This window comes from Curtobacterium sp. MCLR17_043 (genome assembly GCF_003224215.1).
GTDB classification, from domain to species: Bacteria; Actinomycetota; Actinomycetes; order Actinomycetales; family Microbacteriaceae; genus Curtobacterium; species Curtobacterium flaccumfaciens.
The window spans coordinates 71,208-91,830 of record NZ_QKLH01000007.1 but is presented as its reverse complement, the minus strand read 5'-3'; the positions used below and the strand labels follow the sequence as shown (position 1 = coordinate 91,830).

Annotated in this window: 18 protein-coding genes; 10 read left to right on the top strand and 8 right to left on the bottom strand. The window is 71.4% G+C overall.

Annotation, left to right across the window (positions count from 1 at the left end):
* The first annotated feature begins 99 nt into the window (after positions 1–99).
* Positions 100–921: a cytochrome c oxidase assembly protein gene (locus DEJ03_RS08630; protein WP_110864303.1), complete on the top strand. Its 822-nt coding sequence runs from the start codon at positions 100–102 to the stop codon at positions 919–921.
* Between the two features lie 73 nt (positions 922–994).
* Here DEJ03_RS08630 and DEJ03_RS08625 read toward each other — a convergent pair whose 3' ends face one another.
* Positions 995–2,539, bottom strand: a complete 1,545-nt coding sequence (locus DEJ03_RS08625; protein ID WP_110864302.1) for a DHA2 family efflux MFS transporter permease subunit — start codon at positions 2,537–2,539, stop codon at positions 995–997.
* Complete coding sequence (locus DEJ03_RS08620) at positions 2,536–3,144, bottom strand: PadR family transcriptional regulator (RefSeq protein WP_110864301.1); 609 nt, start codon at positions 3,142–3,144, stop codon at positions 2,536–2,538. The genes DEJ03_RS08625 and DEJ03_RS08620 overlap by 4 nt, the downstream gene beginning before the upstream one ends.
* Positions 3,145–3,322: 178 nt before the next feature.
* Here DEJ03_RS08620 and purS point away from each other — a divergent pair, with 178 nt between their 5' ends.
* From purS to DEJ03_RS08600, 4 genes are read left to right on the top strand one after another with little or no spacing between them, the layout of a single operon-like run.
* Entirely contained in the window at positions 3,323–3,574 is a 252-nt protein-coding gene (gene purS / locus DEJ03_RS08615) for a phosphoribosylformylglycinamidine synthase subunit PurS (RefSeq protein ID WP_017886272.1), read from the top strand.
* Between the two features lie 5 nt (positions 3,575–3,579).
* Positions 3,580–4,275: a phosphoribosylformylglycinamidine synthase subunit PurQ gene (gene purQ, locus DEJ03_RS08610; protein ID WP_027465024.1), complete on the top strand. Its 696-nt coding sequence runs from the start codon at positions 3,580–3,582 to the stop codon at positions 4,273–4,275.
* Positions 4,276–4,292: 17 nt separating this feature from the next.
* Positions 4,293–6,674, top strand: coding sequence for a phosphoribosylformylglycinamidine synthase subunit PurL (gene purL, locus DEJ03_RS08605; RefSeq protein WP_258370675.1), 2,382 nt, complete (start codon positions 4,293–4,295; stop codon positions 6,672–6,674).
* Positions 6,675–6,687: 13 nt separating this feature from the next.
* The gene (locus DEJ03_RS08600; protein ID WP_110864299.1) at positions 6,688–7,608 is read left to right on the top strand and encodes a 2-hydroxyacid dehydrogenase; all 921 of its coding nucleotides are present in this window, start codon (positions 6,688–6,690) and stop codon (positions 7,606–7,608) included.
* Between the two features lie 140 nt (positions 7,609–7,748).
* Here DEJ03_RS08600 and DEJ03_RS08595 read toward each other — a convergent pair whose 3' ends face one another.
* Together DEJ03_RS08595 and DEJ03_RS08590 are read right to left on the bottom strand one after the other, a co-directional pair.
* The gene (locus tag DEJ03_RS08595) at positions 7,749–8,837 is read right to left on the bottom strand and encodes a beta-propeller fold lactonase family protein (RefSeq protein ID WP_110864298.1); all 1,089 of its coding nucleotides are present in this window, start codon (positions 8,835–8,837) and stop codon (positions 7,749–7,751) included.
* Positions 8,834–9,157: a chorismate mutase gene (locus tag DEJ03_RS08590; RefSeq protein WP_071404383.1), complete on the bottom strand. Its 324-nt coding sequence runs from the start codon at positions 9,155–9,157 to the stop codon at positions 8,834–8,836. Before DEJ03_RS08590 ends, DEJ03_RS08595 begins: the two co-directional genes overlap by 4 nt.
* A gap of 60 nt (positions 9,158–9,217) precedes the next feature.
* On the opposite strand from DEJ03_RS08590, the gene DEJ03_RS08585 reads away from it, so the two are divergent.
* Complete coding sequence (locus DEJ03_RS08585; RefSeq protein ID WP_110864297.1) at positions 9,218–9,622, top strand: DUF1304 domain-containing protein; 405 nt, start codon at positions 9,218–9,220, stop codon at positions 9,620–9,622.
* Between the two features lie 92 nt (positions 9,623–9,714).
* On the opposite strand, the gene DEJ03_RS08580 is transcribed toward DEJ03_RS08585, so the two are convergent.
* Complete coding sequence (locus DEJ03_RS08580) at positions 9,715–10,722, bottom strand: iron-siderophore ABC transporter substrate-binding protein (protein WP_071404382.1); 1,008 nt, start codon at positions 10,720–10,722, stop codon at positions 9,715–9,717.
* A 58-nt stretch (positions 10,723–10,780) separates the two neighbouring features.
* Between DEJ03_RS08580 and DEJ03_RS08575 the strand changes: the two genes are divergently transcribed.
* On the top strand, positions 10,781–11,647 hold the full coding sequence (locus DEJ03_RS08575) for a shikimate dehydrogenase (RefSeq protein ID WP_110864384.1): 867 nt from the start codon (positions 10,781–10,783) through the stop codon (positions 11,645–11,647).
* A 39-nt stretch (positions 11,648–11,686) separates the two neighbouring features.
* Here the strand turns inward: DEJ03_RS08575 and DEJ03_RS08570 are convergent, their stop codons facing one another.
* The gene (locus DEJ03_RS08570; RefSeq protein ID WP_110864295.1) at positions 11,687–12,073 is read right to left on the bottom strand and encodes a YchJ family protein; all 387 of its coding nucleotides are present in this window, start codon (positions 12,071–12,073) and stop codon (positions 11,687–11,689) included.
* A gap of 10 nt (positions 12,074–12,083) precedes the next feature.
* Entirely contained in the window at positions 12,084–12,509 is a 426-nt protein-coding gene (locus DEJ03_RS08565; RefSeq protein WP_071404380.1) for an organic hydroperoxide resistance protein, read from the bottom strand.
* A gap of 257 nt (positions 12,510–12,766) precedes the next feature.
* Between DEJ03_RS08565 and DEJ03_RS08560 the strand changes: the two genes are divergently transcribed.
* From DEJ03_RS08560 to DEJ03_RS08550, 3 genes are all read left to right on the top strand, one after another.
* Complete coding sequence (locus tag DEJ03_RS08560; protein ID WP_110864294.1) at positions 12,767–13,453, top strand: hypothetical protein; 687 nt, start codon at positions 12,767–12,769, stop codon at positions 13,451–13,453.
* A gap of 3 nt (positions 13,454–13,456) precedes the next feature.
* Positions 13,457–14,086, top strand: coding sequence for a hypothetical protein (locus tag DEJ03_RS08555; RefSeq protein WP_110864293.1), 630 nt, complete (start codon positions 13,457–13,459; stop codon positions 14,084–14,086).
* Positions 14,087–14,204: 118 nt separating this feature from the next.
* Entirely contained in the window at positions 14,205–14,936 is a 732-nt protein-coding gene (locus DEJ03_RS08550; protein ID WP_110864292.1) for an SOS response-associated peptidase, read from the top strand.
* 86 nt (positions 14,937–15,022) lie between these two features.
* Here the strand turns inward: DEJ03_RS08550 and DEJ03_RS08545 are convergent, their stop codons facing one another.
* Entirely contained in the window at positions 15,023–20,554 is a 5,532-nt protein-coding gene (locus tag DEJ03_RS08545; RefSeq protein WP_146237688.1) for an Ig-like domain-containing protein, read from the bottom strand.
* Positions 20,555–20,623 lie beyond the last annotated feature (69 nt).

Below are 20,623 nucleotides of genomic sequence, written 5' to 3'. Positions count from 1 at the left end.
CGGCGGCGCGAAGGACGAGTCCGCCTGATCCCCAGGAGGCTCCCCACGCCGTCGACACCCGATTTCTGGAGCACCTGGCGGTTCGACCCCCTGGCGGCGGTGCTCCTCGTCGTCGCCGCGCTCGCCTACGGCCGCTGGGTCGTCGGAGCGGTCCGACGGGGTGCCCGGTGGCCGTGGTGGCGCACGCTCGCCTTCGTCACGGCGCTCGTGTTGTTCGGCGTCCTGCAGTTCGGCATCGTCGGCGTCGACGACGAGCGGTTGCGCTGGGCGTTCGTCCTGCGGGCCGCCCTGCTGTTCTTCGCGGTCCCCACCTTCGCCGCGCTCGGTGCGCCCGTCGCACTGCTCCGGATCGGAGGCCCGGGTCGCCTCGCGCAGGTCGCCGACGCGGTCATGGGGTCACGCCCGGTGCGCCTGCTCGGCAACGCGATCGTCGCGCCGCTGGTCGCGCTCGCGCTGTTCGCCGTCCTGCTCACCCCGTTCTCGGCGGTGATCCGGGAGTCCCCCGCATGGGCGGCTGTCATCACCGTGGCCGTGCCGGCGCTCGGGTTCGGCCTGCTCGCGCCCCTGTCCGAGGTCGGGGTGCTCGTCTCGTCGACGTTCGCCACGGCCGAGTTCCTGCTGGCGTTCGTCGAGCTCGTCGTCGACGCGGTGCCCGGCATCGTGCTGCGGATCACGAACCACGTGCTCGACGGGTCGATCGTGCCGGTGGTCGGGCGGGCCTGGTACCCGTCGCCGCTGCAGGACCAGCACCTGGCGGGCGACCTGCTGTGGTTCATCGCCGAGGTGGCGGACATCCCCGTGCTCGTCGCCCTGTTCATCCGGTGGCAGCGGACCGACCGCCGCGAGGCCCGGGCCGTCGACGCCCTGACCGACGAACAGATGGACGAGCTGACCCGAGCGCACCTGCAGCGCCGCGGCTGACACTTCGTGAGCAGCAATGGTCAGGTGCCCGAAGGCGACCCGACCATTCCTGCTCACGAAGCGCGCTCGTGCCCTACTTCGACGGGGCCCCCGCGGGCGCGGCGTCGGGCTGCGTGGTGACCGAGCCGGTCTGCTGCCACGCGACGGTCTGCTTCGGCTTCGCCAGGAACAGTGCCGCGACGATGGCCACGATCAGCACGATCGCCGGCAGGTAGAGCGACTCACCCATGGCCTTGGAGAACGGCTCGAGCAGGAAGCCCGGCAGCGCGCCGACCTGCTGCTCGGCGCCACCGGCCGTGGCCCCACCGGACGACGCCGGGAAGTTCGCGGTGATCCGGGCCTCCATCAGGGCGGCGATGCCGGCGGAACCGAGCACCGCACCGATCTGGCGCGTGGTGTTGTAGACGCCCGAGCCGGCACCGGCCAGCTTCGGCGGCAGGTTGCGCGTCGCCGAGACGGACAGCGGTCCCCACATGCAGGCGTTGGCGAGGCCGAGGAGCGCGCTCGGCAGGAGCACCCAGCCCCACTCGGCACCGCTCGACAGCAGGGCGCCGAACCAGAACAGGCCGACCGAGAAGCAGGCGAGCCCGAACGAGGCGACCCAGCGCGGGTTCCAGCGGTTCAGGTTCTTGCCGACGATCGGCGCGAGCGCGGCGGACAGCACGGCCTGCGGCACGAGGAGCAGTGCGGCCTGGGTCGGCGAGAAGCGCAGGACGTCCTGGGCCCACAGCATGATCGGCAGCGCGAACGAGGCGATCGCGACACCGACGGCCGTGATGGCGACGTTGGCCAGCGTGAAGTTGCGGTCCTTGAACAGGCCGAGCGGCAGCAGCGGCTCGCCCTTCTGCACGCCCTGCCAGACGACGAAGCCGGCGAGCACCACGAGGCCGACGATGATGAGCGACCACACCGAGATCGGGCCGGCGATGATGCCCCAGTCGTAGGTCTCGCCCTCCTGGATGCCGAAGACGAGCAGGAACAGGCCCGCTGCCGACAGGAAGATGCCGAGGTAGTCGAAGCGGTGTCCGTGCCGCTCGAACGACGGCACGAAGCGCTGCGCGAGCACGAACGCGACGACACCGACGGGCACGTTCACGAAGAAGATCCACTCCCAGCCGAAGCCGTCGACGAGCAGGCCGCCCACGATCGGGCCGACGAGCGACGCGACACCGGCGACGGCGCCCCAGAGGCCCATGGCCGCGCCGCGGTTCTGCGGCGGGAAGATGCGCGTGATGACCGACATGGTCTGCGGGCTCATCATCGCGGCGCCGAGACCCTGCACGACGCGGGCGACGATCAGCACCTCGATCGAGCCGGCCAGGCCGCACCACAGGCTGGCGAGCGTGAAGACCACGAGGCCGATCTGGTACATGACCTTCGGGCCGAAGCGGTCACCGAGCCGGCCGGTGATGAGCAGCGGCACGGCGTAGGCGAGCAGGTAGGCGCTCGTCACCCAGATCACGGAGTTGATGTCCGCGTCGAGCTTCTGGGCGATGGTGGGGGTGGCGACCGACACGATGGTCGAGTCGACGAGGATCATGAAGAACCCGACGACGAGTGCCCACAGGGCAGGCCACGGCTTCTTCTCGGTCGTCCGCGGAGGCGTGACGGTGGTCATCGAGTGGTTTCCTTGCTGTTCGTGGTGGTGTCTGCGGACGCGGCAGGGGCGTCCCAGGAGATGTGGCCGGCGGCGATCCGGTCGGCCGTGGCGGCGAGCCACTCGATCTGCGTCGTGAGCATGGCACGCACGTACGACACGTCGAGCCAGTACCGCTCGGGCAGGTCCTTCGCTCGGACGATCCCGAGGATCTCGTCCGCCTCGTCGCGCTGGGTCCGGAGTGCGGTGACCCGCGCACGGAGGGCGGACTCGGCCTCGTCGACCGACAGGTTCTCGATCTCGGCGACGGCCAGGTGGAAGACGGGGTACTCCTCGGCCGGTTCGGCGATCAGCCGGACGAGCCCCTCGTGCAGGGCCGTCCACCCGTCGTCCGTGATGGCGTAGGTGGTGCGTTCCGGACGGTTGCCCGCCCGGTCGGTCCCCACGACCTCGGCGAGGCCGAGCTCCACCAGGCGGCCGACCTGGTGGTACAGGGTGCCGGGCCGGACCTTGACGTTCCGGCCATCCCGTCGGTGCGTCATCGTCTGGAACATCTCGTAGGGATGCGTCGGCCCCTCGGCCAGGAGCCCGAGCGCGGCGAACGCGAGTGGCGTGAGCGACGGCACACGTGCCTCCAGTCCGCTTGTTCGTTGTTGACTATTCGAAGTGGAATATACGCGTTGGAACAGACATGAACAACCGCACAGCAAGGGCCGTCCTGGAGGCCCGCGGCCGTCCCGGCGTGTCGCGCGCGCCCCGTAGACTGGTCACGTCCCCCCACCCCTGAAGTGCTGGAGAGAACACGTGCCAACGATCGTCGTCGAGGTCATGCCCAAGGCCGAGATCCTCGACCCCCAGGGGAAGGCCGTGGGCAACGCCCTGGCCCGCCTCGGCAAGGCCGACCTGACCAACGTCCGCATCGGCAAGCGCTTCGAGGTGACCGTCGACGGCCCCGTCGACGACGCCAAGCTCGCCGAGGTCCGCGACATCGCGGCCGACGTCTTCTCGAACGCGGTCATCGAGGACGTCGTGTCCGTGACCGTCGAAGGCCAGTGACCCGGATGCGCATCGGCGTCATCACGTTCCCCGGCTCGCTCGACGACCGCGACGCCCAGCGCGCCGTCCGTCTCGCCGGCGCCGACCCCGTCGCCCTGTGGCACGGCGACCACGACCTGCAGGGCGTCGACGCCATCGTGCTGCCCGGAGGGTTCTCGTACGGCGACTACCTGCGTGCCGGCGCGATCGCCGCGAAGGCCCCGATCATGGCCGAGGTCATCGACGCCGCCGGCAAGGGCATGCCCGTGCTCGGCATCTGCAACGGTTTCCAGATGCTGGCCGAGGCCCGTCTGGTCCCCGGCGCGCACACCCGCAACGCGCACCAGCAGTTCATCCGTCGCGACCAGAAGCTCCGCGTCGAGACCACCGCGACCGCCTGGACCTCCGGCTTCAGCGCCCAGCAGGAGATCACCATCCCGCTGAAGAACGCCGACGGCCGCTTCGTCGCGGACGCCGACACCATCAAGCGCATCGAGGACAACGGGCAGGTCGTGTTCCGCTACGTCGGTGTGAACCCGAACGGCTCCATCGACGACATCGCCGGCGTCTCGAACGAGCGCGGCAACGTCGTCGGCCTGATGCCGCACCCCGAGCACGCGACCGAGGCCGGTTTCGGCCCGGACACCCCCGCTGCGATGGCCTCGGGCACCGACGGCCTGACCTTCTTCACCTCCGTGATCGAGCACGCGCTCGTCAAGTGACAGGGAACAACGACACCGTGACGACACCCGTTCGCCCGAAGCCCGACACCGTGCAGGACGCGGCAGCCACCCCCGACAAGGAGCAGCCGTACGACGCGCTGGGCCTGAAGCCGGACGAGTACGCCCGCATCAAGGAGATCCTCGGCCGCCGCCCCACCTCGGGTGAGCTGGCGATGTACTCGGTGATGTGGAGCGAGCACTGCTCCTACAAGTCCTCGAAGAACTACCTCCGTCAGTTCGGCAAGAAGGTCACGCCGGAGATGACGAAGAACCTGATGGTCGGCATGGGCGAGAACGCCGGTGTCGTCGACGTCGGCAACGGCTGGGCGGTGACCTTCAAGGTCGAGTCGCACAACCACCCGTCCTACGTCGAGCCGTACCAGGGCGCGGCCACCGGTGTCGGCGGCATCGTCCGCGACATCATCTCGATGGGCGCCCGCCCCGTCGCCGTGATGGACCAGCTCCGCTTCGGCGCGATCGACCACGAGGACACCGCACGCGTCGTGCACGGCGTCGTCGGTGGCATCTCGTTCTACGGCAACTGCCTCGGCCTGCCGAACATCGGCGGCGAGACCTACTTCGACCCGGTGTACCAGGGCAACCCGCTGGTCAACGCCCTCGCGGTCGGCGTCCTGCGCCACGAGGACCTGCACCTGGCGAACGCGTCCGGTGCCGGCAACAAGGTCGTCCTGTTCGGTGCCCGCACCGGTGGCGACGGCATCGGCGGCGCGTCGATCCTGGCGTCCGACACCTTCACCGAGGGTGGCCCGACCAAGCGTCCGGCCGTGCAGGTCGGCGACCCCTTCGCCGAGAAGGTCCTGATCGAGTGCTGCCTCGAGCTGTTCCAGAAGGACCTGGTCGAGGGCATCCAGGACCTCGGCGCCGCGGGCATCTCCTGCGCCACCTCGGAGCTCGCGAGCAACGGTGACGGCGGCATGCACATCTCGCTCGACGACGTCTTGCTCCGCGACCCCACGCTCACCGCCGAAGAGATCCTGATGTCGGAGAGCCAGGAGCGCATGATGGCGGTCGTCCGCCCCGACAAGCTCGACGAGTTCCTCAGCGTCGTCGGCAAGTGGGAGGTCGAGACCAGCGTGCTCGGCGAGGTCACCGGCACCGGCCGACTCGTCATCGACTGGCAGGGCCAGGAGATCGTGAACGTCGACCCGCGCACCGTCGCCGTCGACGGCCCGGTCTACGACCGCCCGGTCGCCTACCCGACCTGGATCGACGCGCTGCAGGCCGACACCGCTGCCTCGCTCGACCGCCCGGCCGACGGCCCCGCGCTGAAGGCACAGTTCCTCAGCCTGCTCGGTTCGCCGAACCTGGCGTCGAAGAACTGGGTCACGAACCAGTACGACACCTACGTGCTCGGCAACACCGCGCTGTCCTTCCCCGACGACGGCGGCATGATCCGCGTCGACGAGGAAACGGGCCTCGGTGTCGCCATCGCCACCGACGCGAACGGCCGCTACTGCCAGCTCGACCCGAAGCAGGGCGCTCGTCTGGCCCTGGCCGAGGCCTACCGCAACGTCGCCGTCACCGGTGCCGTCCCCGCGGCCGTCACCGACTGCCTGAACTTCGGCTCCCCCGAGAACCCCGAGGTCATGTGGCAGTTCTCCGAGGCGGTCGAGGGCCTGGCCGACGGCTGCATGGAGCTCGGCATCCCCGTCACCGGCGGCAACGTGTCGTTCTACAACCAGACCGGCTCGACCCCCATCCACCCGACGCCCGTCGTCGGAGTGCTCGGGATCATCGACGACGTCGCCAAGCGCGTGCCGTCCGGGTGGCAGGACGACGGCCACAACATCTACCTGCTCGGCACCACGAGCCTCGAGCTCGACGGCTCCGCGTGGGCCGGCACCGTGCACGGCCACCTGGGCGGGCGTCCGCCGGCGGTCGACCTCGAGCGCGAGAAGGCCCTCGCCGAGCTGCTGTACGCGGCGTCCGGCGAGCAGCTGCTCACCAGCGCGCACGACCTGGCGGACGGCGGCCTCGGCCAGTCGCTCGCCGAGTCCGTGCTCCGCTTCGGCATCGGCGCCCGCGTGGTCCTCGACGAGCTCGAGACCCGCGACGGCATCGACACCGCGACGGCGCTGTTCTCCGAGTCGACCGGTCGCGTCATCGTCACCGTCCGCCGCGAGGACGACGTGCGGTTCCAGGGCATGTGCGACGGCCGGGGCTTCCCGGTGCTGCGCATCGGCGTGACCGACGCAACGTCGAACACGCTCGAGGTCCAGGGCGCGTTCGAGGCCACGGTCGACGAGCTGCGCGGCACCCACGCCGCGACGCTGCCGGCCCGCTTCGGCGACGTGATCGTCGAGGACGTCACCGAGGGGTACGTCGGCCGCGGGCCGCTCGACTCCGACGGTGCCTTCTCGCCGCGCACCGACGCCTAGGCCCGGGTCGCGGATGCCGATCGTCACCCTGCCCTTCGCCGAGCTCGTCGACCGGTTCGGCCCCGTGCCGGACGGCATCGAGCTGGACGTCTGGGACGTCGAGTCGCCGTACGGTCGCCCGGACGACGTCGCGATCACGTTCCTGCCGTTCTACTTCGAGGGGCGGCACCGCTGGCAGTTCGTGCACGACCTGCCCGAGCTCCAGCTGCTGCAGCTGCCGAGCGCCGGGTACGAGCACGCCGTCCCGCACGTGCCCGGTCACGCGCAGCTGGCGAACGGTCGGGGCATCCACGACGACGAGACCGCCGAGCTCGCGGTCGGCCTCGCGCTGACGTCGCTCCGTGAGATCTCGGCGTTCCAGGTCGACCGTGCCAACGGCGTCTGGGACTCCCGTGAGACCCGATCGCTCGCCGACCGTCGGGTGACCGTCGTCGGCTACGGGGCGATCGGGTCCGCGATCGCCACCCGCTTCGAGGCATTCCGCACCGAGGTGACCGTGGTCGCCCGGACCGCTCGCGAGCAGGACGGCAGGCAGGTGCACGCGTTCGGTGAGCTGCCCGGTCTGGCTCCGACGACCGACGTCCTCGTGCTCATCGCGCCGCTCACCGCCGAGACCGAACGGCTGGTCGACGCGGAGCTGCTCGCGGCGCTGCCGGACGACGCCCTCGTGGTGAACGTGGCGCGCGGCAAGGTCGTGGACACCGACGCCCTGGTCGCCGAGCTGCGGTCGGAGCGGCTGTTCGCGGCCCTCGACGTCACCGACCCGGAGCCCCTGCCCGCCGGACACCCGCTCTGGACGACGCCGAACACCGTGCTCACCCCGCACGTCGGCGGCAACACCGACCTGAGCGTGCCGCGGTCGATCGAGCTGATGCGCAAGCAGGTCGCCGCGTTGGCCGAGGGTCGCCCGTTCGAGAACCTGATCGAGTTCTAGCGCGCTGCGGCTCCGAACACGCCGGCGTATCGATCGCACGCCGCGGTGTCGTCGAGACGCCGCCGAATTCGGGGGCGTCTCGACGACTTCGGGGCGTCACACGAACACGCCGGCGTCACGCGGGCACGAACACGCCGGCGTCAGAGCGGGACGACGCAGGTCGGGGTGCCGACCGGGATCTGCGCGACGGCTTCACCGGGCATGCCCTCGGCGTCGAGCGGCAGCACGGCGACGGCGTCGGACATCTGGTTCGCCACCAGGACGAACCCGGGCACCCGCGCGAAGTGCCGCGGCCAGACCCCACCGCAGGACACCGACCCGACGACGGCGAGCCCGCCGTCACGCGCGTCGAGCACCACGAGCAGGTCACGCCCGCGCACCGCCACGTACACGCGACCGGCCTCGTCGACCTCGATGTGACTGAGCAGCGACTCCCCCACCGCACCGTCGAACGTGGGCACGGCAGCGATCGTCACGAACGACCCGGAGTCGTCGCGGCGCAGGCGGTGCACACGCCCGTCGAGCTCACCGGCGACGAGCAGGTCACCGTCGATCCAGGCCATGTGCCTCGGGCCGGCCCCCGGTGCGACGTGGTGCACGCGGAGTGCCTCGACAGCAGGGACCCCGTCGGCCGACACCGTGACGCGGAACTCGTGCAGGGCATCGCCGCCGAGGTCGGCGACGAGCACCGTGCCGTCCGAGGTGGCGATCGACTGGTGGGCGTGCGGGCCGTCCTGGCGGTCGTCGTCAGGACCCGTGGCGTCGGGCAGCACGGCGACCGCGACGGCCTCGGCCGGCACGGAGCGCTGGTCGGCGTCCCCGTGCAGCACCACGCCGTCGCTGGCGGTCACCGAGGCGGCGTGCGACTCGGCCGGGGCGAGGGAGATCGCCGTGACCGTACCGGAGACGTAGTTCGTGACGACGAGCGCGCCCGAGGGGTCGACCCGCACGTGGCACGGGGCGTCTCCGCCGGCGGGGGCGTCCCACAGGTGCTCGAGTGCGCCACCTTGCAGCCGGAAGGCCGACACGGCGCCGTCGTTCGTCTCGGAGACCGCGTAGACCCGATCACCCGAGACCGCCAGGAACGAGGGGTCGTCGAGGACCGCGACGGTCCGGGCTGCGGGGACGGCTCCGACCGGTCCGGCGTCGACCAGCGAGATGCCCGTGGCGTTCCCGCCGCCGGTCGCCGTGTACGACCCGATGAGCAGCGACGGCAGCTCGGCGCTCATTCGTCGCGGCCCGCGATGCGCTCGTGGTGGTGGATGACCTCGGCGACGATGAAGTTGAGGAACTTCTCGGCGAAGGCAGGGTCGAGGTGGGAGTCGGCGGCGAGCGACCGGAGCCGTGCGACCTGGATCCGTTCGCGGTCCGGGTCGGCGGCCGGCATGCCCGACTCGGCCTTCAGGTGCCCCACGCGCTGCGTGTACTTGAAGCGCTCCGCGAGCATGTGGATCACGGCGGCGTCGATGTTGTCGATGCTCTGCCGGATGCTCCGCAGTTCGGCGACGGCGCTCGCGTCGGCCTCGGGCAGGGTGACGTCGTCGTTCATGGTCCGAGCCTACTGGCGGACGTGCAGCGGAACCCGGCCCGCTGCTGCGAGAATGTGCACATGTCGGTCCTGCTGGTGATCTCGGGTGTCTGTGCGGTCCTCGCGGGCCTCATCCACGTGTACATCTTCTTCCTCGAATCGGTCATCTGGACCAGTCCGCAAGCGCGCCGGATCTTCGGCATCGCTTCCGAGACCGAAGCCGTGGCGACCCGCTCGCTCGCCTTCAACCAGGGCTTCTACAACCTGTTCCTGGCGATCGGGGCGATCCTCGGCGTCGTGCTCGTGCTGGCCGGCAACACCGTGAGCGGCTGGACCCTCGTGGTGTTCTCGACCGCGAGCATGCTCGGTGCCGCGGTGATCCTGATCGGCTCAGGTCGCAAGTACGTCAACTCCGCCTTCAAGCAGGGCACGCTCCCCCTGATCGCGCTGCTCTTCGCGCTGCTGGGCTCGACCGTCGGCGTCTAGCCCCGCGCTCCTCCCCCGAACTGCGAAAGCGACAGGGTGCCACCGAACATCGGCGGCACCCTGTCGCTTTCGCGTGAAGGTCGAGACCAGCTCTAGCCGAGCTTCTCCTCGAACTGCGCCGGCAGCTTGTCGAGCGCCCACTCGATCGCAGCCGTGGTGCCCATCGAGAACGCCGACGAGACGTCCTTGTCGTCGAAGACGATCGAGTGTCCGGCCTCGACCGACGGCACCTTCTGGAACAGCTTGTTCGACGAGGCCTCCGACGCATCGACGTAGATCGGCAGGATCAGCGTCAGGTCGGCGTCGAGCAGGTCGAGGTTCTCGTCGGACAGGTGCACGGAGAACTCCTTGCCGGCCTGCTCGTCGATGGCCTTCGGGATCTCGAAGCCGAGGTTCCGCATGAAGGTCGAACGGCTGTCCGTGGAGGCGTACGCCCCGAAGCCCTCGGAACTGTAGGCACCGACGACGGCCGTCTTGCCCTCGAAGTCCGGGTGCGCCTTGCGTGCTGCGGCGTAGGCGTCGTCGAGGCCGGAGAGCAGCTTCTTGCCCTCGGACTCCTTGCCGAGCGCCTTCGCGATCATGGTCGTCTGCTGCTCGGTCGACGCGAGGTAGTTCGCGCCGCCCTTCGGGATCGCCACGGTCGGCGCGATCGCGGAGAGCTTGTCGTACCGCTCCTTGTCACCCGAGGACTTCACGTCGAGGATCACGTCGGGGTTGAGCTTGAGGATGTCCTCGTAGCTCGGCTCGAGCGTCTGGATGATCTTCGGGGACTTGTCGTACGCACCCTTGAGCCACGGACCGACACCGTCACCGCCGAACGCGAGCCAGTCGCTCGCACCGACCGGCTGGACACCGAGCTCGAGCGCGGTCTCGGCGTCGCCCCACCCGAGCGCGACGACGCGCTTCGGTGCCGACTCGATGGTGGTGGTGCCGAGGCCGGTCGTGATCGAGACCGGGAACGCGGCGTCGGACGACCCCGACGACGCCGAGTCGGTCGAGGAGCCGGAGCCGGACGCGCAGCCGGCGAGGACGAGGGACGCTGCGACGACGGCGCCGGCTGCGGCGAGCACGCGTCGGAGACGCAAGGGAGAACGGTTCACGAAGGGTAGCCTAACCTAACGGGGTGCTCAGGAAAACGGCTGGCTAGGCTGGGTGACCGTGGCGTTCACCGATCCAGGCCGCACGCACCTCGCGGTGCTCGGCTCCCCCATCGCGCACTCGCTCTCGCCCACGCTCCACGCTGCGGCCTACGATGCGCTCGACCTGCCCTTCACCTACGGGAGGCACGAGGTCGCGTCCGGCGAGCTCGCCGCGTTCGTCGCGGGGCTGGGTCCGGAATGGCGTGGGCTGAGTCTCACGATGCCGCTCAAGCGCGAGGTGCTGCCGCTGCTCGACCGCACCACCCCGCTCGTCGACGAGCTCGGGGTCGCCAACACGGTCGCGTTCCGCCACGAGGGCTCCACGATCGTCCGAGCCGGCGCGAACACCGACGTGCAGGGGCTCGTCCGCCCGGTCGAGGCACTCGGACACCTGCCCGGCGAGGCCACGATCCTGGGCGGCGGAGCCACCGCGGCGAGCGCCCTGACCGCTGCCGTCCGGCTCGGGGCATCGCTCGTCCGGGTGTTCGTCCGCGACACCGCGAAGACCCGCGCGCTGGTCGACCTGGCCGTCCGGCTCGGGGTGACGCTCGAGGTGCATCCCCTGACCGAAGTCGCCGGCACGCACCACGGGTTCGTCCTCTCGACGCTGCCGGGTGGTGCCGCCGACCCGCTCGAGTTCCGTCCGTCGGGGCCGGACGCCGTGCTGTTCGACGTCGCCTACGAACCGTGGCCCACCGTGGTCGCCAGCCGCTGGACCGACGCCGGGGGCCGCGTGCTGAACGGCCTCGACATGCTCACCGAGCAGGCGATCGGGCAGATCCGGTTCTTCCTGACCGGTGACGAGGACGAGCTGCTCCCCGACGAGGCCGGGGTCCGCCGGGCGATGCGCACCGCGGTCGACCTGCCCGCCGTCATCAGCAGCTAGCCCCGGCGTCGACGACAACGACAACGACGACGACGTGGGTCAGGCGACCACGCCGTCCACGTAGAACCATCGCCCCTGCTCGCGGACGAAGTCGCTCGTCTCCTCGAGCGTGCCGCGGTCGTCGTCGGATCGCCACCACGCGCGGAACGTGACGGTGCCGTGGGAGTCGAACGGGCCTCCCGAGGTGGTCGTCAGCACGTCCAACCGGGTCCAGCGCTGGGTCGGGTCCAACTCGAGACCCGCGGGGCGGGTGCGCGGATGCCAGGTGAGCAGCAGGTACTCCGGCAGGCCCAGCGCGAAGGCGCTGAAGCGGGAGCGCATGAGCCGTTCCGCGGTCGGCGCCACGGCCCCGGCGTGCAGGGGGCCGCAGCACTCCCCGTAGGGGTTGCCGCTCAGGCAGGGGCAGCGCGTCGTGTCGGTGACCACCGGCCGAACGCTAGTCGACGATGGACAGCGTGACGGTGATGTTGCCGCGGGTGGCGTTCGAGTACGGGCAGATCTCGTGTGCACGCTCGGCCAGTCGCTGGCGCTGCTCCTGCGGGGCGTTCGGGGCGTACACGTCGAGTTCCACGGCGAGACCGAAGGCGCCGTCGCCGGTACCGCCGATGCCGACCTCGGCGGAGACCTCGGCTCCGGTGGTGTCGACCTCGAGCTCCTTGCCGGCGGCGTGCAGGGCACCGAGGAAGCACGCGGCGTACCCGGCGGCGAAGAGCTGCTCGGGGTTCGTGCCCTCGCCGCTGCCGCCCATCTCCTTGGGCGGACGGGTGTCGAGGTCGAGCCGGTCGTCCTCGCTGCGGACGTGCCCGTCGCGGCCGCCTCCGGTGGCGTGGGCAGCGGCGGTGTAGACGATGTCGAGACTCATGGTCCGAGGTCACCGTGCTCGCCTGGACGAATCCTGAGCGGCAGCACCACGTCGCGGGTGCGGCGGCTCCGGGCGCAGGGCGCTCGGGCGTGTCCGGGTGGGGGCGGCGCGGGGCCGGCGGGGCGGCGTGTGCGAGCGCGTCGCTTCGTGAGCAGAAGATGTCGAGTCCCCCGCCCGGACCCGACATCTTCTGCTCACGAACGAGAGGACGATCGACCGTCCGGGCACCCCGCACCAGCACAGGGTAGACATGATGAGTGTTCAAGATCGGGTGGCAGGTGTTCCGGGAGCGGTTCCCCGCACTCATCGGGCCGCAGTACCGCCGTCGTGTCGTGGTCGTCGCCACCGTCGTCACGGTGGTCGCGTTCATCGGGTTCCAGGGGCTGGCGCTGCTCGTCGACGACGGTTCGGTCCCCCTCGCGGTGTGGCTGGTCGCATCGGCGCTGTTCGCGGCCGGGGTCGGCGGCATCGTTTCGTGCTTCGTCCCGATCGGCCCGAAGGGGTGGGCGGTCCCGCCGATCCCCGGCATCGGATGGCGCACCCAGGAGGCCGTCGCCCGGTACTACCGCCGCAATCCGCCTCCGGTCGAGCCGGAACACCGCGACGCCGTCCTCGACCGCATGCCCGAGACCCGCGACCTGATCGTCCGCGGCGCGTTCCGCGGCTTCCTGCTGCTCGGCGGCTGGGCCCTCGCACTCGTCGGGACCGTGGTGGTCAACGTCGCCACCGTGCCGGCCGGCGACGGGCTCGTCGGGCTGTCCGCCTTCTGGTTCGTCGTGCCCCTGAGCGGCGCCGTCACCGGGATCGGAGGACTGCGCACCCTCGGACGCCAGGAGCAGCTCCGCGTCGAGGCCGAAGCGCTCCCGCCGGTCCCTCCGCCCCTGCCACCCCGAGGCCGTCCCGGCGCACGGAGCGGCAGCAAGCTCGCCCTGCCGGAGGAATGACCCGTGTTCACGCTCGGCTGGCAGGTCTTCCGCCGGCACGTCACGGACGTGCTGGATCCGGCACGCGTCCGTCGTGCTGCTCTGTGGTCCGGCATCGCGGCGGTCGTCGCGCTGGTCGGCATGGCCGTCCTGGAGGCCCGGGTCGACTGGACGGGGACCACTCCGGTCCGCAGCGTGGTCGCGATGGTGCTGCTGGCGCTCGGCGTCGGACTGCTCACCTTCGCGTGCATCCCGACGTGGCAGCCGCCGGACCCCTCGACCACGATCAACGGTCGGCAGGTGCGGCCCTCGTGGCAGCTCGCCGCGCGGGGTGCCACGCAGCTGTACGTGCAGCGTCGACCCGTGCCGGTCCTGCCGGAGCACCGCGAGATCGTCCGCACCGACACGGTCCTGCTTCGGCGGGGGCTGATCGGCATGCTCGCCCGCGTCACACCGTTGCTCGGTTCGGGGCTCGTCGCCGTCCTCGGGGCGTTCGTCCTCGGGCCCGCCAGCTGGTTTCACGTGCTCTGGATCGCGGGCTACGCAATCGGGCTGTCGGAGTACGTCGTCCGCCTCGGCCGCTCCGAACGAGCCTGCCTGGCCGCCGAGTCCCTCGACCCCGCACCCGAGACCCCCGCACGCCCGATCGAGTGAGCGGAAGACGTCGAGTCGCGCAGCCGCACCCGACGTCTACTGCTCACTGGGCGAACCGACGAGCCCGAGGCGCACCCCGACGCGCACCACTGTCGGCGGCGACGGGCACACTGGGGGCATGTGTGGAAGGTTCGTCGTCTCCGACACCACGGCCGATCTGTTGCCCGAGCTCATGGGCGAGCTCGCCGCCCGGACCGAGCACGTCGACGAGGACACCGGCGAGGTGCACCCCGGCCTCGCCCCGAGCTGGAACGTCGCCCCGACCGACCCCGTGTACGCCGTCCGCCAGCGGCACGGCGAACGGGAACTGCCGCAGATCAGCTGGGGCTTCGTGCCGAGCTGGGCGAAGGACTTCCAGAAGCAGCGCCCGAAGCCGATCAACGCCCGCATCGAGACGGTCGCGACGAGCGGCATGTTCAAGCGCGCCTTCGCCACCAACCGCTGCATCGTGCCGGCGCAGGGCTACTACGAGTGGGTGGTGCGCGAGGACGGCAAGGAACCCCACTTCGTGCACGAACCCGGCGGCGCCCTGGCGATGGCCGGCGTCGTGAGTGCCTGGCCCGACCCCACGAAGCCCGAGGGCGACCCGGACAAGTGGCGTCTGTCGCTCGCGATCATCACCCGTGACGCCCACGTCGCCCCGGGCGAGGTCCACGACCGAATGCCGGCGTTCCTGACGCCCGACGGCTACGACGACTGGCTCGGCGGCGACCTCCGGTCAGACGACCTGCTCGCCCTGCTCGACCACGAGTCGCTGGCGGTGGCCGCGGGCCTTGCGCAGTACGAGGTCTCCCGCACGGTGAACAGCGTGCGGAACGACGGACCGCAGCTCATCGCGCCCGTCGCGTAGGCGGTCGCGCCCGGCGCGCGGACAGGAGGCCCGGATCACCGCAGCGGGTCTGCTGCGGTGATCCGGGCCTCCAGTCCGGCGCCCTGTTACGGACGTGCGCTGCGGCGGATGCCCGGCGCGACGCGGACCGCGATCCGTCGTCGGGTCACCAGGAGCACGCCCGCCAGCATGAGCGCGAGTGCCGCGAGCCCGAGGCCGACCAGCCCGGTCGCGCCCGTGAAGGCGAGCTCGGTGCCGTGGACGATCGCGGCGAGCCCGGTCGGGAACCGGACCGTGACGGTCGCGCTGACCGTCTGTCCGGCGCTGTCACTGACCTCGTAACCGACGAAGGTGGTTCCGGCGAAGCCTTCCCGTGGGGTGAAGACGACGCGGCCGTCGCGGATGGTCCACGTGCCCTGGTCGGCGACGACCACGCGGTCGGTCGGTGTGCCGGACTCGGGGTGGAGCAGGTGCAGCGTGCCCGGCTCGAAGGTGGCGCCGCCGGTGGCGGAGTCGTTGTCGAGCGGATCCACGACGACCCGGTGTCCGACGATCCCGGTGGCGGAGTCGTCGGTGGCGACCGCCGCGGCGACCACGGTCATGGTCGCGGTGGCGGTGGCCGTCTGCCCGGAGGCGTCCGTCACCGTGTAGGTGAAGGTGTCCGTGCCGGTGAAGCCGGCGGCCGGCGTGTAGACGTACGCGCCGTTCCGCTGGATCGTCACGGTGCCGTGGGCGGGCTTCCGGGCCGGGGCGGCGGTGAGGCCGGTGCCCTGGTCGTCGGCGAGCAGGCCGTGGCGGGCGTCGCGGGTGACGGGCGTGCCGGACACGGTGTGCCCGGAGTCGTCCGCCGCGGCGATGCCGACCGTGATCGTGACGGTGGCGTCGACCTGCTGCTCCATCGAGTCCTGCGCACGGTACGTGACGGTGTCGGTGCCCGAGAAGCCCTTCGCCGGGGTGTAGACGAACGTGCCGTCGGCGGCGATGGAGGCCGCGCCGTGACGGGCCTGACCCACCGCGACGACCGTCAGGGCGTCACCGTGGTCGTTGCCGAGCACGCCGTGGCCCGCGACCCGGACCGTCTTGCCGGCCGTGGTCGTGGCCTTGTCGTCCTTCGCGGCGGGGGCGACGTCGATGATGACGCGCGCGAACGCCGCGGTGCCGTCGGCGTCGTTGGCCGAGTAGGTGAACCAGTCACGGCCGGACCAGTTCGACGTGGGCGTGTAGACGTACGAGCCGTCCTTCTCGAGCGAGAGTGTGCCGTAGAACGGCTTCGTCTCCATGGCGGCCCAGAGCCCACGACCGGAGTCACCGACCAGCACGCCCTTGTCGGCGGTCATGCGCATGCTGCGGTTGGTCGACATGGTGTGCCAGTGGTCGACCGCGGCGACGCCGACGACGACCGTGACCGTCGCGGTCGAGGTCCGTCCGGCGCCGTCGGTCGCCGTGTACTCGAACGTGTCCGCGCCGGAGAAGCCCTTCGCCGGGGTGTAGACGAGCGCGCCGGGCTCGGTGCCCTCGGTCACGGCGCCGTGCTCGGCGCGGCCGTGCGCGGTGACGGCGAGACCGGTGCCGCGGTCGTTGCCGGTCAGGGTCGCGCCGCTGATCGGCAGCGCGGTGTTCGCCGCGGTGCGCAGGGCGTCGGCGACCGCGGTCGGCGTGACGGTCACGGTGACGGTCGCCGTCGCGGTGCCGCCGGTCGGGTCGGTCACCGTGTAGGTGAACGTGTCCGTGCCGGAGAACCCGTCGGCGGGCGCGTACGTGACCGAGCTGGCTCCGGTCGGGCCGGTTGCGCCGCCGCCGGTGCCGCCGGGCGTCGTGCTGCCCGTGATCGTCGCGGTGCCGTGGCCGGGCTTCGAGACCGCGGTGACGGCGAGCTTCGTGCCCGAGTCGTTGCCGGTGACGGCGACGTCGACCGGGGTCGCGGCGCTCGTCGTCGCGGTGTCCGCGGCGGCCTTCGGGGCGACGACGATCGTCACGGTGCCCGTGGTCGTCCCGCCGGAGCCGTCGGTGACCGTGTAGTCGAACCCGTCCGGGCCGGAGTAGCCCGGCTCGGGCTTGTACGTGTACGAGCCGTCCTCGTCGACCGTCACGTCACCGTGCGAGGGCTTGGTGTGGTCGGTGACCGCCAGGTCGGTGCCCTTCGCACCGTCGAGCAGTCCGGTGCCGGCCGGCACGGTGGTGGTGGCGTCGGCCTCAGCCGAGGTCGATCCGCCGCCGGCGACCGGGCTGACGGTGACCGTCACGATGCCGGTGTTCGTGGCGCCCGACGGGTCCGTCACCGTGTAGGTGACGGTGTCCGTGCCGGAGAAGCCGTCCTTCGGCGTGTACGTGATCGTGCCGTCGTCGTTGCGGGTCGCGGTGCCGTTCTTGCCGTCGGTGACGGACACGACCGTCAGGCCGGTGCCGTGGTCGTTGCCCGTCAGGGCGCCGGAGGTGACCGTGGTGCTGCCGCCCGCCGCGACGGTGACGGTGTCGGGCTCCGTGCCGGGGCGGACCGTGACCGTCACGGTGCCGGTGGTGGTGCGGCCGGCGGGGTCCGTCGCCGTGTAGGTGAAGGTGTCCGTGCCCGAGAAGCCGCCCTTCGGCGTGTACGTGTACGAACCGTTCGCCGCGAGCTCGACCGTGCCGTGTGCGGGCTGCTGGTCGACGGCCGCGGTCAGGCCGGTGCCCCGGTCGTTCGCGAGCACGCCGTCGCCCTTCGCGACGGTCAGCGTCGAGCCGGCGGTGGCGGTGGCGGTGTCGGCCGTGGCGCGGGGACCGACGACGACCGTGACCGTGCCGGTCGTGGAGCGGCCTGCTCCGTCGACCACCGTGTAGGTGAAGGTGTCCGTGCCCGAGAAGCCGTCGGCCGGGGTGTAGACGACGCGGCCGGTGGCACGGTCGAGGGTGACGGTGCCGCGGGCGGCGCCGGTCTCGCCGGCGCCGCTGCCGGTGCCCGTCTCGCCGGTGCTGTTGCCGGTGCCGCTACCGGCGGCCCCGCCCGGGGTCACATCGGTCACGGTCAGCCCCGTGCCCCGGTCGTTGCCGGTCAGGGTGGCGGCATCGATGGTCAGCGCCTGGTCGGCCCGGGTCGACACCGTGTCGGCGGTCGCGACGGGTCGCACGGAGATCGTGACGGTCGCCGCACCGGTGGTGACGCCGCTGCCGTCGGTCACCGTGTAGGTGAACGAGTCGGTGCCGGACGCTCCGGCGGTCGGCGTGTACTCGACCGAGCCGTCCGCTGCGACGACGGCCGTGCCGTGGGACGGACCGGTGACGATCGTGGTCTCGAGGTCCGAGCCACGGTCGTTGGCCTGCACGTCGATCGTCACCGGGCTGCCGGAGTCCGTCGACGCGGCGTCGGCGCCGATGGTCGGGTTGACCGTGATGGTGACGGTCGCGGTGCTCGGCGAACCGGAGCCGTCGACCGCCGTGTACGTGAACGCGTCGGGGCCGGAGTAGCCCTCGGCCGGCGTGTACGTGAACGCGCCGGTGGCCTTGTCGAGCGTCAGCGCACCGTGCGAGGGGGACGTGTTCGACGCCACGGTGAGTTCGGTACCGGAGTCGTTGCCGAGCACGCCGGTCGCCCGGGTGCCGGCCGTGGCGGTGCCGCCCGCCGCGACCTTGACGGTGTCGTCCTGCGCGGCCGGGGCGACCTGCACGGTCACCGTGACGGTGTCGGTCCCGCCGCTGCCGTCGGTCACGGTGTACGTGAAGGAGTCGGTGCCGGAGAACCCGGTTGCCGGGGTGTACGAGTACGTGCCGTCGGGACGCACCGTCGCCGAGCCGTGCGCGGGGGCGCTGCTGCCGGTGACCGTCAGGCCGGTGCCCAGGTCGTTCGCGAGCACGTTGCCGGTCGTCGTCGACCCGGCCGTCGCGGTGACGGCGTCGGCCGTCGCGGTGGGCAGCATGGTGAGCCGCACGGTCGCGGTGACGGTCGCGCCGGAGCCGTCCTCCGCCGTGTACGTGAACGAGTCCGGGCCGGAGTACCCCTTGTCGGCGCCGTAGGAGAACGATCCGTCGGGGCCGATCTTCACCAGACCGTGCGACGGCTGGCCGTTGCCGGTGAGGGTCAGGTCCGACCCGCGGTCGTTCGTCAGGACGCCGTCCGCGGCGTTCACCTTGAGCACGGTGCCCGCGTGCACGCTGTACGCGTCGTCGGAGCCCTTCGGTGCGACGGTGACGGTCACGGTGCTGGTCGAGGTCTGCCCGGAGGAGTCCTTCGCCGTGTACTGGAACGTGTCCGAGCCGGAGAACCCGCCGGCCGGGGTGTACGTGTACGAGCCGTCGGCGGCGACCGTGGCGGTGCCGTGCGCCGGCGTGGTGTTCGAGACCACGGACAGGCCGGTCCCCTGGTCGTTCGCGAGCACGCCCGAGGCAGCCGGCACCGACAGCGCCGTGCCGGTGGGGGTCGTGGCGGTGTCGCTGCTGGTGCGGACGTGCGTGGCCTTCAACGTGTTCGTGAAGGTGACCAGGACGTCCGTGCCGTCCGCGGTGGTGGCTGCCGGGAACGTGAACGTCCCCGTGGTGCCGGTGCCGCTGGCGACGACCGCGTCGCTGTTCAGGTTCACGGCCTTCCAGGTGGTCGTGTAGTTCGACGGGTCGGTGGTACCCACCGCCGTCTGGCGGGCCGTGTAGGTCTTGTTCGGGGTCGACAGGACCGCGCCCGCCTTCTGGGGCTGGGTGCCGGCGGCCGTCCCGTTGGTGGTCGCCGTGTTGCCGGTCGAGACGCCGCCACCGGTCACCGCCAGACCGAACTGGTCGGACGGACTCCACCGCTGGTCGACGCTCGACTGCGCCGCCAGGGTGTTGGCGTAGTTGCAGGACGCCAGGTCGCTCGGCGAGTAGCCGTTCGCGATCGTGAACGTGCTGACCTGCGCGCCCGAACCCGGATCGATCTTGTACATGGTCGAGCCGACCGAGGCGAACAGGTAGCCGTCGGACGAGAACGCGATGCCGGGGCTGCCGCTCGTGCTCGCGTCGATCGGCAGGGTCGCGACCTTCGAGGTGGTCAGAGCCGTGGTGCCCGCGGTCGTCGGGACCGTCTCGGTGTCGACACGACGGATCTCGTTGCCGGTGACGACGAACAGCAGCCCGCGGGTGCTGAACGCCATGTCACCGTTCTTGTTGGTGAGCAGGTTGCCGATGGTGCCGACCTGGCCGATCTTCGCGCCGGTCTTCGTGTCGTACGCACCGAGGTACGCGGGGTTCGCGCCGCTCGCGTAGTAGTAGATGCCGGTCGCCGGGTTGATCGCACCACGGAGCAGCTGGTGACTGCCGTTCGGGTCCGCGTCGGTCACGTCGGCGATCCGCGCATCGCTCACCGCGTTGTACCCGGTGATCGTGTTGCCGTTGTTGATCGACGCGTACGCGGCGACACCGTTGCGGGCGACCGCGAGGGCGTTGTCGCCCGGCGCCATGCTCGTGACGTTCGTGACGGCACCGGTGGTGGCGTCGATGGCGGCGAGCTGGTTCGCGGCGGTGTTGATGCCGTACAGCGTGTTCTGGTCGCAGGCGAGCGCGCCGGCTGCGGCGGCGGGGTCGGCCACGACGGCCTGGGTCAGACCGACGCCGGCGAGGAGCGCGGCGCCGAGCATGGCGACGGCGCGCAGGCCGGGACGGCTTCTGGGCACAGCGGTGCCCGAGTTCGTACGCTGCATGATCACTTTCGGGTCGAGACGATGCGGGCACCGAGACCGACCGGAGGATCAGGGAGAACGGTCGTTGGC

Bases quoted from the DNA above. Each gene is read 5' to 3' on its own strand.
- purQ (WP_027465024.1), top strand. From the start codon at position 3,580: ATGCGCATCGGCGTCATCACGTTCCCCGGCTCGCTCGACGACCGCGAC.
- DEJ03_RS08590 (WP_071404383.1), bottom strand. From the start codon at position 9,157: ATGAACGACGACGTCACCCTGCCCGAGGCCGACGCGAGCGCCGTCGCC.
- DEJ03_RS08585 (WP_110864297.1), top strand. From the start codon at position 9,218: ATGTCGGTCCTGCTGGTGATCTCGGGTGTCTGTGCGGTCCTCGCGGGC.
- DEJ03_RS08625 (WP_110864302.1), bottom strand. From the start codon at position 2,539: ATGACCACCGTCACGCCTCCGCGGACGACCGAGAAGAAGCCGTGGCCT.
- DEJ03_RS08550 (WP_110864292.1), top strand. From the start codon at position 14,205: ATGTGTGGAAGGTTCGTCGTCTCCGACACCACGGCCGATCTGTTGCCC.
- DEJ03_RS08565 (WP_071404380.1), bottom strand. From the start codon at position 12,509: ATGAGTCTCGACATCGTCTACACCGCCGCTGCCCACGCCACCGGAGGC.
- DEJ03_RS08600 (WP_110864299.1), top strand. From the start codon at position 6,688: ATGCCGATCGTCACCCTGCCCTTCGCCGAGCTCGTCGACCGGTTCGGC.
- DEJ03_RS08545 (WP_146237688.1), bottom strand. From the start codon at position 20,554: ATGCAGCGTACGAACTCGGGCACCGCTGTGCCCAGAAGCCGTCCCGGC.
- DEJ03_RS08595 (WP_110864298.1), bottom strand. From the start codon at position 8,837: ATGAGCGCCGAGCTGCCGTCGCTGCTCATCGGGTCGTACACGGCGACC.